General features: G+C 60.9%; 9 protein-coding genes and 2 riboswitches. Of the genes, 1 reads left to right on the forward strand and 8 read right to left on the reverse strand.

Annotation, left to right across the window (positions count from 1 at the left end; translation table 11 throughout):
- Nucleotides 1-21: 21 nt before the first annotated feature.
- The 7 genes from surE to LAD35_RS12750 form a co-directional block, all read right to left on the reverse strand.
- A complete protein-coding gene (gene surE, locus LAD35_RS12720; RefSeq protein WP_224149424.1) occupies nucleotides 22-801 on the reverse strand; it encodes a 5'/3'-nucleotidase SurE in 780 nt (259 codons plus the stop codon).
- Nucleotides 802-1,081: 280 nt separating this feature from the next.
- Nucleotides 1,082-1,552, reverse strand: a complete 471-nt coding sequence (locus LAD35_RS12725; protein WP_224149425.1) for a GNAT family N-acetyltransferase — start codon at nucleotides 1,550-1,552, stop codon at nucleotides 1,082-1,084.
- A gap of 8 nt (nucleotides 1,553-1,560) precedes the next feature.
- Nucleotides 1,561-4,659: an efflux RND transporter permease subunit gene (locus tag LAD35_RS12730; RefSeq protein WP_224149426.1), complete on the reverse strand. Its 3,099-nt coding sequence runs from the start codon at nucleotides 4,657-4,659 to the stop codon at nucleotides 1,561-1,563.
- Entirely contained in the window at nucleotides 4,659-5,828 is a 1,170-nt protein-coding gene (locus LAD35_RS12735; RefSeq protein ID WP_224149427.1) for an efflux RND transporter periplasmic adaptor subunit, read from the reverse strand. The genes LAD35_RS12730 and LAD35_RS12735 overlap by 1 nt, the downstream gene beginning before the upstream one ends.
- Complete coding sequence (locus LAD35_RS12740; RefSeq protein ID WP_224149428.1) at nucleotides 5,821-7,293, reverse strand: efflux transporter outer membrane subunit; 1,473 nt, start codon at nucleotides 7,291-7,293, stop codon at nucleotides 5,821-5,823. Before LAD35_RS12740 ends, LAD35_RS12735 begins: the two co-directional genes overlap by 8 nt.
- Before the next feature lie 6 nt (nucleotides 7,294-7,299).
- Entirely contained in the window at nucleotides 7,300-7,968 is a 669-nt protein-coding gene (locus LAD35_RS22425; RefSeq protein WP_377780228.1) for a GbsR/MarR family transcriptional regulator, read from the reverse strand.
- 123 nt (nucleotides 7,969-8,091) lie between these two features.
- Complete coding sequence (locus tag LAD35_RS12750; RefSeq protein ID WP_224152683.1) at nucleotides 8,092-8,955, reverse strand: DMT family transporter; 864 nt, start codon at nucleotides 8,953-8,955, stop codon at nucleotides 8,092-8,094.
- A 114-nt stretch (nucleotides 8,956-9,069) separates the two neighbouring features.
- Between LAD35_RS12750 and LAD35_RS12755 the strand changes: the two genes are divergently transcribed.
- Nucleotides 9,070-10,476, forward strand: a complete 1,407-nt coding sequence (locus LAD35_RS12755; RefSeq protein WP_224149430.1) for an aminotransferase-like domain-containing protein — start codon at nucleotides 9,070-9,072, stop codon at nucleotides 10,474-10,476.
- Between the two features lie 387 nt (nucleotides 10,477-10,863).
- Here the strand turns inward: LAD35_RS12755 and LAD35_RS12760 are convergent, their stop codons facing one another.
- Entirely contained in the window at nucleotides 10,864-12,132 is a 1,269-nt protein-coding gene (locus tag LAD35_RS12760) for a D-amino acid dehydrogenase (protein ID WP_224149431.1), read from the reverse strand.
- A 56-nt stretch (nucleotides 12,133-12,188) separates the two neighbouring features.
- A riboswitch (glycine riboswitch) is annotated at nucleotides 12,189-12,306 on the reverse strand.
- Nucleotides 12,307-12,406: riboswitch (glycine riboswitch) on the reverse strand.
- Nucleotides 12,407-12,452 lie beyond the last annotated feature (46 nt).

Genomic DNA, 12,452 nt, shown 5'->3' on the forward strand with positions numbered 1-12,452 from the left:
GGAATCCTGGTTTGCGCAAACTCACCCAGCCACCTCGGCATCTGCGCTGCGCAAGGCAGTCGCCGTTTGTGACCAGTACACCAGATTCTGGTGGTCTGTCAGATCCACCTTCAGCGGTGTGATCGAGACATGCCCTGCAGCCGTGGCGTGGAAATCAGTGCCTTCGGCATCATCCAGCACCGATCCGGCGTTGCCGATCCAGTACATCGTTTCACCCCTGGGGCTGATCTGCGTGATGACCTTTTCCGCGGCATGCCGACGTCCCAGCCGACACAGCTTGACGGGTTTGATCTGCGCGAAGGGTAAATTGGGAATATTGATGTTCAACAGCCATGGCTTGTCCGTCACCAGACGCGCCCGGTCAAACTGCTGGATCAGCTGCGCGGCTTTTTGCGCCGCAGATTCCAGCTCCCCCCAGCCTTTGTCGATCTGCGAGAACGCCATGGCTGGAATGCCGAACAGGTACCCCTCCATGGCCGCACCCACCGTGCCGGAATAGATCGTATCGTCACCCATGTTTGCACCGTTGTTGATGCCGGAGACGACCAGATCAGGCCGGTAACCCAGCAAGCCGGTCAGCGCAATGTGCACGCAATCGGCAGGCGTGCCATTGACATAGCGAAACCCATTGGCGGCCTGGTGCACATACAAAGGCGCATTCAGCGTCAGTGCATTGGATTTGGCGCTGTTGTTGTGCTCCGGGGCAACCACTTCCACATCAGCTACCGCCTTCAACGCATCATGCAGCGCCACAATGCCGGGCGCCTGATATCCATCATCGTTACAAAGCAGTATCTTCATGTAATTGAACCAGTTACACCGCATTGTAGAGGTGAAGGCGCACATCCCACCAGATGTGGCAGCAATACGACCGCAATCCTTGTTCAACAGCGGCTGACAGAATCCATGGCGAACGCATCGATTGTAGTGAGCGGAAAAAGATATCCCAGGCATCCGGCCCGCCTGCAACATTAATTTACGTCAACACCCAAACCGACCCAAACCTCTTGGAACCAAGACAGCATCCTGTCGACATGCTGCTGAAGCAGAGCAAAGCCCAACCCATCCAATCTATTAAGCACTACGTGGCGTCGGTGGACAACAGCTCCAGAACATGATCGCCCGCATCGTCGCATTCGCCGGTATGAACCCAACCCAAGTGGCGGTAAAAACCGTAAGAGCGCACGGCTGGATCGCTGGAGCAGGCCAGAAACAAGCGGCGCCAGCCCAAGCCATGCAAGGTATTGACTGTGCGCCCCAGCAGTTCTCGCCCCCAGCCCCTGCCCTCATACTGAGGCAGCAAGGCCAGCACCATGATCTCGCCGCTTTCTGCGTTGCCAAAACAGTAGCCTGCCATGCGCCCCTGCGCCCAGGCAATCCAGCCCGGCAGCAGGCCCGAGCGAATGCCATCCGCCCAGGTCTGTCCGGTAATACCCAGCTTCTGCAGGTCTGCCACAGTGAAAGCGTTCTCACGCGTCAGCCCTCGCAAGCGCAAACACTCGGCAGCGTCCTCGGGCCGTGCAACCGCCATGAAGGGGGATGACGAAGTCATGGCATTCCTCATTGTGGAGAAAGCGGATCGCCCGTCTGCAGCAAATCGCGTTGATCCTGCGCCGACGGCACGGTCACCAGTCTGACAAGCCTTGGTTTCAGCCAATTTTCCAGATCGTCCATCACCGCATACACCACCGGCACCAGAATCAGCGACAGCGCCGTTGACGAGACCAGCCCGCCAATCACTGCAACAGCCAAAGGCTGTCGGAACTCCGAGCCACTGCTGACACCCAATGCCGTAGGCAGCATCCCCATGGCCATGGCGATCGTCGTCATGACGATGGGTCGCGTGCGCTCATGCGCCGCTTCCAGCAAGGCTTCTGTCTGGCTCTTTCCCATGCGTTCGGCCTCTACGGCATGCTCCACCAGCAAGATGGAGTTCTTGGCAGCCAGCCCCATCAGCATCAGCAGACCAATCAGCACCGGCAGGTTCAACTCGCCTCCCGTAGCCAGCAGGGCCAGAAAAGCGCCAGCCAACGACAGAGGCAAGGCAGCCAGAATGATCACCGGCTTGATGAAGCTGCGAAACAGCAGAATCAGCACGCCGAAGATCAAGCCGATTCCAGCCATGATCGCCAGCCCAAAGCTGGCAAACAGCTCCTGCATGCCTTCAGCATCGCCATACAGCGGCCGCGAAACCCCAGCAGGCAGGTTCTTCAGAAATGGCAAGGCCTCCACTGCGGCATTGGCCTGGCCGAACGATGCACCATTGACCTCGGCCTCCAGCGTGATGCGGCGCTCCCGGTCAAAGCGGTCGATGTGCGATTCGCCCACCTGAAAATGCATATCAGCCACTGCAGACAGCGGAACCGTACCGCCACCGGTGGTTGGCACCCGCAGGGCGCCGATGCTGCCCACATCCTGCAACGCCCCTTGCGGCAGACGTACACGCACCGACAGGCGCTGGCGCCCGGTATTGAACTTGGAGGCGGTAGCATCGAGATCGCCCACGCTGGCCATGCGCGCCACCTCGGCCACCACATCCGGTGTCACACCCAGACGAGCGGCTTCGTCAGGCTTGAGACGGATCACCAGTTCCGGGCCAGGGTTCGGCGCCACCTGATGCACGTTCTCGAGCATCGGCAGACTGCGTAACTCCCGCTCAGCATCACTGGCCGTGCGCCGCAGCAGCGCGCCGTCATGGCCGCCCAGGATCACCTGCAGGGTCTGCGTACCCCCTCCCTCGCTTTCGCTGTAGCTCAGCCGCACATCCGGCACACGCAACAGCAGGGGGCGTACATGGTCCTGAAAAGCCTTGGTGGTCATGGACCGCTGACTCTTGAGCTGGACGATCACCGCGCCTTTGCGTGGATCTCCATCGCGCTGGCTGCTGCCCACGCTGACAAACACATCCCGGACATCGCCCTGCTCCCGCAGCAGGCGCGTCAAGGTTGCCGCAGCAACCCGCATGTCCTGCGTGGTGGAGCCGGGTGCGCCCTGCATGCTGATCTGCACCGTTCCGCTGTCGCCCTTGGGGGCAAAGCCGGTGGGAAGCAGACTCGCAAGCAGCAGTGATCCCACAAAAATCAGGACACCCGCCCCCAATGAGATCCAGCGGTGCGCCAAGGTCCACTCCAGCAGGCGGCGGTACCGCCCGGCAAATGGCTTGTGCGCCTCGGGCTGCGCCGAAGGCTTGAGCAGATAGGCGCACATCAGGGGCGACAGCAGGCGCGCCACCAGCAAGGAGAACAGAACCGATACGGCCACCGTCACACCAAACTCACGGAAATACGGCCCTGCGTAGCCACCCATGAAGGCAACCGGCAGAAACACCACCGCAATCGCCAGGGTGGTGGCGACCACTGCCAATCCAATGGCATCGGCACCCTCCATCGACGCACGCCATGGCGAAGCACCGGCCTGCACGCGCTTTTGGATGTTCTCCACCTCGACGATCGCATCGTCGACCAGCACACCAATCACCAGCGTCAAAGCCAGCAGCGACAGCATATTGAGCGAATAGCCCAGGGCATGGATCACGGCAAAGGTCGGAATCAGCGATATCGGCATCGCCACAGCGGCAATGACCGTGGCACGCCAGTCGCGCAGAAACATGAACACCACCACCGCAGCCAGCAACATGCCTTCGAGCAAGGTGTAGACCGTGGCATCAAAGCTCTCGCGCGTATTCTTGGCGCCCGACGAGACCAGTTGAAACGTCACACCGGGATATTCCTTGGCCAGCTTGGCTACTGCCTGCGCCACGGCCGACTCCACATTCACGTCGGAAGCAGCCTTGGTCTTCATCACCTGAAAGCCGACCACGGCCTCGCCATTCAGCACGGCAAAGCCACGCCGGTCGCTGGCGCCACTGGCCACGGTAGCAACGTCGCTCAAACGCAGGTGACGGCCGTCGCGGGTTGCGATCACCAGTTCCGCCAGCGACTCCACGGATGGCGCTGCGGCCAGCACACGCACCTGCTGCTCCTGGGCGCCAATCTGGGCGCGGCCGCCTGACGCATCCAGATTGTGGGAACGCAGCGCATCGTTGACCGCGACTGCAGTCAGCCCCAGCGCCTGCAGCCTTGCCGGATCCAGTGTCACCGTAATGTCGCGGCCCACGCCGCCTACCTGTGTGACCTGCCCCACGCCACCAAGCGCCACCAGCCTGCGTGCCACCACGTCCTCAATGAACCAGTTCAGCTCCACATCATCCATGCCCTGCGCCGACACCGCATAAGTCAACAGTGGCATGGCATCGAAATCCAGGCGCTCGACAATGGGCGGCTCGATGCTGGCCGGCAGGTTGGCCCGCACCCGGTCAATGGCAGCACGCACCTCATCCACCGCACGCTGCGGATCCAGGCCAATCTCGAACTCCACAAAGGTCACAGACATGCCCTGGGTCACTGTCGAGATCACATGCTTGACCCTGGCGACATTGGCAACGCCGTCCTCCACTACCCGGGTCACCTGGGTTTCGACCTCTGTGGCAGCAGCGCTGGGCAATGCCACGGCCACCTGTACGATCGGAAACGAGACATCCGGGTACAGTTTGATCGGCATCGCCCGATAGGCCAGAAGGCCAGCCACCATGATGGCCAGGAACAGCACCACCACCGGAATGGGGTTCTGTATGGACCAGGCGGATATTCGCATCTTCATTACTGACCTCCACCACTGGCAGGGGCGGACGCAGGATTCAAGCTGGATGCAGGCGCAGCAGCTTCCGCCATCGTTTGCTCCTTGACCTGAACCCTGTCGCCATCCAGCACAAAGGCCCCGCCCCCCAAGGCCAGGCGCGTCCCCACAGGCGGGCCATCACGCAACACGACCCAGCCTTGTGATCGCGCCCCCAGAGTCACCGGCAGCTTGCGAATACGGTCATCTCCATCGATGGTGGCCAGTTGCGGACCGCCTGCCTCGAAATGAATGGCTTTTTCCGGCACAGCGGCCACAGGCTCGGCCGCATGCAGAAAGTCGGCGCGCGCAAAACCGCCCGGGCGCAGATCGGTGCGTACCGGCAGGCCTATCCGCACTTGGGCCAGCTTGGTCTTTTCGTCCACCCTGCGCGACAGCAGGCGCACTTTTCCCGGCAAGGCAATACCCGAGGACAGCGTCACCTCTACCTTGTCACCCGGGTGCACACGGTCCACCTGGTCTTCCGGTACCTCGGCAGCCAACTCCACCATGCCGTCACGCGCCAGGCGGAACATGGCCTCCCCTCCCGGGCTCGCTACATCGCCCCGGCGCACATTGCGCTGCAACACCACGCCCGCAACCGGTGCGCGCAAGGTCATGCGTTCGGCCTCCTCCTTGAGGCCGGCCAGATTGGCTGCGGCCACATCGGCGTTCGCATTGGCGCTGGCAGCGGCCGTGCGGCGCTGCTGGATCTGCTCGTCGGAAAGCACCCCTTGGCCATCCAACCCGTCGACGCGTGCAGATTCTGCCTGCGCCTGCCTCGCCTGCGCGCGTGCCTGGATGAGACTCGCCTCCGCCTGCCGGACCCTGGCCTGCAGCAACCCGTCATCGAGCCTCGCCAGTGGCTGGCCAGCACGCACGCTGTCCCCCTCGTCGGCCAACAAGGCTGCAACCCGATAGCCGCTCAGCTCAGGGCCTACTGCCACCTCCTCGCGCGCCACCAGCAGGCCAGACGCCTGCTGAGCCATGCCCATCGCACGCAGCTCGACCCGCGCCATGCTGACCGCGCGCACGGCCTCGGCAGGAGCCGCCTGCGTCGTCTTGTCGGCATTACTCCTCGAACACCCCGACAGCACCACCAGTGCCACAGCCACGGCGCTCAGCGCCATCCAGTTTCCAGCGCGTTTAGCCATCGATTCCCTCGCCATTACTTTCTGCCTCCTGCGCCTTTGCGCCTCTGGCCCAGCCACCGCCCAATGATTGAAGTACCTGTACGGCATGTGTGAGCGCCTCTGCCCGGGCATTGGTCAGCGCCACACGGGCTTCCCGATAGACAAGCTCCGAATCAAGCACCACGATCAGATCAAAGAAGCCAGCGCCATAGCCCTTGACAGCAGCCTCATAGGCCGCCCGAGCCCTTTGCTGCGCCTGCTCGAGCGCCGCAATTCGCCGCTCATCAGGCGCCATGCGCAGCAAGGCTTGGTCTGCCTCGGAAAATGCCCGCTGCACCACCTGCTCATAGGCAATCACGGCCTGCTCAGCCCGTGCGCCTTGAGCACGTGCATTGGCCAGCAATCGAGGCCTGTCGAGTACAGGCAGTACCGCATTGCCTGCCAACGACCAGAAACCAGTGCCAAGCGATGCTGCTTGCTTTTGCCAGTTCAGCCCGATGCCTGGCGTGAGGGTCACACTGGGCAACAGTGCCAGCCGCGCCAGATCCAGGCCACCGGCAGCAGCCTGCATTTGCGCGCGCGCCTGTAGCACATCGGGGCGACGTGACAACAGCTCTGCGGGCATAGCCTGAGGCAAGGCCGGGGGCCGGGTCTGCTCATGGCCCAGGTCCAGGGCGGCGAGCGGCTCATCCCCCATGCCAACTAGCACCAATAACGCGCGCCGCGTTGCGTCAAGCTGAGACTGCAGCACCAGCGCGTTGGCTTGCGCCGATAAAAGGCCTGCATCTACGCGCGCAGATTCGGACACCGGCGCCAGCCCGCGCTCCACTTTGCGCGCGAGCACCTCCTGCAGCCGCGTCTGTATGGCTACCGTGGCCTGGGCATCGGCCAGCGCAGCAGTCAAGCGCTGGGCTTCGAACCATGTGCGTGCAACCTCCGCTACCAACGCTGCCCGTTCTGCATAGGCACCATAGATAGCTGAACCAAAATCACCATCTGCCTGGCGCTGCAGCGCGTCTCCCCGGCCAAATAGATCCAGTTCCCAGGACACCAGCAAATCCAGGTTGGCACTGCTCTGCGCACCCGCGCCAGCCCCTTGCATATCCAATGCAGAAGACCGATGTCCCAGATTGCGGCTGCCCCGCCTCTCACCACCGGCACGCAATCCGCCCTGCGGGCGGTATTGTGTCAGCGCCGCCTCACGCATCGCCCTTGCCTCACGCACACGCGCGATGCTCATACGCGCCTCGGTGCTCGCTTGCAGGGCCTGCGTGACCAGCCGATCCAGCAGGGGCTCATCAAACAGTTTCCACCAGGTATCCAGCGCTTGCGGCGCCGCTGTTGCACCATCACGTGCCACACCATCGGGCATGGCAGAGTACTGCTGGGCAATCAATGGAAAAGGCCTGGGTGCATCGGGTACCGAGGCGCATCCAGACAGGGCCAGCAGCCAGGCTGGAGCCGACCAAAAAAAGACGTTCTTCATGAAAACTCAGGTTTTGCGTGGCACTCTGCCGCGCGCTGAAGTTCGGGCCTGCAGACTTGCAGGTGGCTTGGCCTTGACAGGCCTTGCTGCCAAGGGCCGGGCTCCGGTCGGCTCCGGATCGGAAAGCTGTTGCGTCCGCTCTTCTGAGGACTTGCGGGCTGTTCGGCCCGCGCCTTCAGCTTCGGATTTCGCTTGTACCGTGTCTCTGGAATGCGCCCAATTGTTGCGTGTCAGCGTAGCCAACAAACCCTGCATGGTTTTGGCCGTGACCTCATGAAAAGACTGCGCCTGACGCAGCCGCTCAATCGCATCCTCGTCCAGCTCGGCGCTGACCAGCAGTTCTTCAACATACTCGGAGAAGCGCTGGCATTGCTCGATGCTTTGCTCAATGGCCAGCGCAAACGGATTGGCTCGCAGACTGAAGAAATCCTGGCGCTCTCCGCGCAAAGCCACGCGCTCGATGATTCCCAAACGCTCAAGCAAGCGCGTATTGGTACTGACGCTTGCCCGGCTGGCCTGCATGCGCTCTGCCAGATCGGAAAAACTGATCGGGCCACCGTCCAGCAAAAAGATGCCGATGAGGCGACCGGCAATCCTTGGCAATCCGCCAAGCTCTGCCTGGATCGCATTGCGCTCAATAAACAGTTCGCGCGCCTTCTCGCCAGCATCTGCCATTTCATCCACCAGAACACCTCTTCATTCAAATTGTTCAGCCATCACTGAACAATTCTAATACAGGTTCATGGATCCAGAAAATGACAAGATGGACCAGTCCTTCAGGATGGCAAAGTGGGAGGCCTAACGTGCGTACTTCTTGGCTCCCGCAACACATGTGACCGCGACCAGGGTTACCGCCAGCATGGCCCAGCTCACCTGCTCGTGCAACAGCACCGCAGCGAGCCCCAAGCCCATGAATGGCTGCAACAGCTGCAATTGACCCACTGCAGCAATGCCACCCTGCGCCAGGCCGTGATACCAGAAGACAAAGCCGATCAGCATGGAAAACACGGAAACATAGGCCAGACCTAGCCAGGCGGGCATTCCCACAGAGGCAAATGAAGGAGGCATGCTGAACCATGCCAGCGGCAGCATGACCGGCAGGGATAGCACCAATGCCCAGCAGATGACCTGCCAGCCGCCCAGGGAGCGTGACAATCGCGCGCCTTCGGCATAGCCCAGACCGCAGACAATGATGGCGGCAAGCATCAATAGATCTCCGTGCAAAGAGCCAGCTGCGCTACTAACCGCCGCATACCCTGCCACCATGACAGCCCCGAGCACCGAAAACATCCAGAACAGGGGGCGAGGACGCTCACCTCCTCTCAGCACGGCAAAGACAGCAGTGCTCAGCGGCAGCAAGCCGACGAAGACGATGGAGTGCGCCGAGGTGACGTGCTGCAATGCCATTGCCGTCAACAGCGGAAAACCCACCACACCGCCAATGGCAGTCAGAATCAAAGAGAACAGATCTTCCCTACGCGGCCTGGCTTGACGCAACAGGACCAGCAGAGCCAGCGCAAGCCCCCCCGCGATCGTCGCCCGCGCAGCTGTCAGGAAAATCGGATCGAAATCTGCAACCGCCACCCGCGTTGCAGGCAGAGAGCCTGCAAAAATCGCCACACCCATCAGGCCATTCACCCAGCCCTTTGTCATTTTGTCCATCAAACACTCCTTGCTAGGTCTCCAGTAGAGCATTGGCAAGCTAGTTGATTCCATGGACAATACAGCACAATACAAACAAACTGTACTGGTATATTTTCCGTACAGATCAGTGATATGGCACGCAACAACACCCGAATTCATGCCGTGATGCACGAGATTCAGTCGCGCATCGCAGCTCGTATCTATGTGCCGGGCACACGCCTGCCATCGGTGCGCTCCCAGGCACAGGTCATGGGTCTGTCGGTATCCACCATAGTCGAAGCCTATGAGCGACTGATGGCAGAAGGCGTCGTCACCTCTCGCCCAGGCTCGGGCTTCTATGTGGAAGGACCGGCCGCCCCTCTGGCGCTGACGGAGATCGGTCCCAAGCTGGATCGTGCCGTCGATCCACTCTGGGTATCACGACAGACACTCGAAGCTGGCGCTGCCATGCTGCGCCCCGGTTGCGGCTGGCTGCCACCCAACTGGCTTTACGAGAGCGGAATGCGGCGGGCCCTGCGCACGCTGGCTCGGGCTGATACCTTGGAGCTCTCAGAATATGCATCCCCCCAGGGACAGTTGCCGCTGCGCCAATTGCTTTCGAGGCGCATGCTGGCCCATGATATTGAAGCGCCGCCTCAGCAGATCATGCTCGCCGAATCGGGTACCCAAGCAATAGACCTCATCTGCCGCTTCCTGCTGGAACCCGGCGATACCGTGCTGGTGGATGACCCTTGCTACTTCAATTTTCACGCCCTTCTCAAGGCCCACCGGGTACACGTGGTTGGGGTGGCTTATACACCGCAAGGTCCGGACATCGAGAAGTTCGAGGCAGCACTGCAAGCGCATGCACCTCGTCTCTACATCACCAATTCCGGCATACACAATCCCACCGGAGCGACGCTGTCAGCAGTCACCGCCCACCGGCTACTCAAGCTTGCCGAACGCGCTGGCCTGATCATCATTGAGGATGACATTTTTGCGGATTTCGAGGACAGCCCTGCACCGAGGCTGGCCGCACTGGATGGCCTCGCCCGCGTCATACACATCGGCAGCTTTTCCAAAACCCTGTCGGCCTCGCTGCGCTGCGGCTTTGTGGCGGCGCGCCCCGACTGGATAGACAGCCTGGTTGACCTGAAGATCGCCACCAGCTTTGCAGGAGGCAGGCTGGCCGCCGACGTCACTCATATCGCATTGACGGACAGCGGCTACCGCAAACATATGGATACCCTGCGCACCCATTTGGCCCAGGCCATGCATGCCACACGTTCGCAGCTGGCCAAGCTCGGGATTGAGCCCTGGCATATTCCCAAAGCGGGCATGTTCATCTGGTGCCGTTTGCCCGATGGCGTAGACTCCGCGGCCCTGGCCCGCCGCTGCCTGCAAGAACAGGTTGTGCTGGCGCCTGGCAACGCCTTCAGCCCCAGCCAGAACGCAGGTAGTTTTCTACGCTTCAACGTGGCGCAATCGACGGATGAGCGCGTATTCAGCGTACTGGCACGTGCATTGCACGAAGAACAGGCAACAGCCTCTCGTCAATAAAACGCGCCAAGCAGTTGATGGAAGCGAATGCGCTCCGTATCAGCCGCCTGCAACTTCACCCACCATCGCGCAAAAAGGCATGCCAACTGGCAGGAAAGACAGCTCCGCCGCCTGGACCAAGGAAGATCGATCCATAGAAATCGAGGTATCCGTTGTCATATCAGGTCGGCAGCATAAGCTGCGTCGGCACCTGTGCACTCCGTCATCTCCCGCTGATCGCGCCCGATCCTACCTGGAGACATAGTGCCCACCCCGAATGGCACAAACACGCCCCCAAGCCAGCAGTACGGCAACGATTGCCAGTGTCTGAGCGCCGAGAAGACTAACTCATGGGAGGGCACAGAATCTGCGCCCCCGGTCTTCAGACAAGAGCCTTGCAAGCAGAAATCAAATTCCGGCCTGGGTCAAGGCCACCGGTCTGGACACAATGGGTGACTTGTCCAGAGTCTGCTGCACGATATCCCCTATCATGGTTGCGGTGACTGCAGACAGAGTCCAGCCCAGATGCCCATGGCCCGTGTTATAGAAGACACAGGGCTTCTTGCCTCGCCCTACGCGCGGCAGCATGTTCGGCATCATTGGACGCAGCCCTGCCCAGGGCACGACACTACGGGTGCTGACACCCGGAAAGCATGCCTGCACCCAATCGATCAGCGGGCGAATTCGGTCGGCGCGAATGTCTTTGTTGTATCCGTTGAACTCTGCAGTACCAGCCACACGAAAACGATCATCTCCCAATCGGCTGGTGACCAACTTGGTCTCGTCATCCAACAGGCTGACCAGCGGAGCCGAGGCCTGGCTGTCTTTATCCAGTAAATTGACCGTGATCGAATAGCCTTTGACGGGGTAGATGTTGACCCGGTCTCCCAATGAGGCCGCCAGCGCGCGACTGGCCGTGCCAGCGCAGACGACAATCCCGTCAAAAGCCGTGGTAACAGGGCCATCTGCCTGCTGCACGGTCACGCTGGCCTGACCGCCATTGGCCGCCACAGACAACACCTGCTGGCCGTACAGGCAATTCACGCCCATGCGAGAGCAGGCTGCAGCCAGACCGCTTGTGAACTTGTGGATGTCACCTGTCGAATCGCTCTCGGTGAAGTAGCCCCCATAAAAGGACCCTGACAAGGTTGGCTCGATGGCCCGCATTTCCTGCGGCGTTACCGCGCGTCGTTCCAGACCACCTTGTGCGAGCAGCCTGGAGACCTTGCCCGCATGTTCGAAGCCCGCCTGGTTGCGGTAGATATGGAGAATCCCCTTCTGTTTCAGGTCAAAATCGATGCCCTCTTCCGCAGCCCATGCAAAGAGGTGTTCCCGAGCCGCAATGGCCAGCCGCGCCGTTTCAACCGTGTTGCGCTGGTAATGCGGAATGGCCGCCAGGAACTCGCAGAACCACGAAAGCTTGTGCCAACTCGGCTTTGGATTGATCAGCAACGGAGCATCGCTCTTGAGCATCCATCGAAGACCCTTGAGAATGGTTGACGTGTGGTTCCAGACTTCTGCATTGGAAGCGGAAAGTTGTCCCCCATTGGCGAATGAGGTTTCCATCGCGGCATACCGCTGCTTCTCGAACAAGGTAACAGAAAAACCTCGTTTGGCCAGAGCGTAGGCGGTGGTCACGCCCGTAATACCGCCACCGATAACGGCGATTGTTTTCATGATGAATCAGGTCCTGAAACGTCGAGGGGTGGAGCCCGGGCGCAATATGCACACCGGACGCCCCCTCTGTTCTGGACCTGAGAGATTCACGAACCACCGCAACAGAGCGACGATCGCTTGCTCCTTCGGTATGCCCGCGGACGATGGCGCGGGACATTCTTCAGAGTGAATGAATGAGTGGTACCGATCCTTTTGCCTGAGAGTTTCCGGGGCGGTTGCTCCTTCGGCGCCGCGTGCCATCTTCGATGCACGCAGTCTCTCTCGACACCACTTGGCTGAAAGCCTGGAGACGAAATTTAGAGTTATCTCCAGGGTTTGAA

Origin of the sequence: Comamonas odontotermitis (assembly GCF_020080045.1) — a bacterium.
GTDB classification, from domain to species: Bacteria; Pseudomonadota; Gammaproteobacteria; order Burkholderiales; family Burkholderiaceae_C; genus Comamonas; species Comamonas odontotermitis.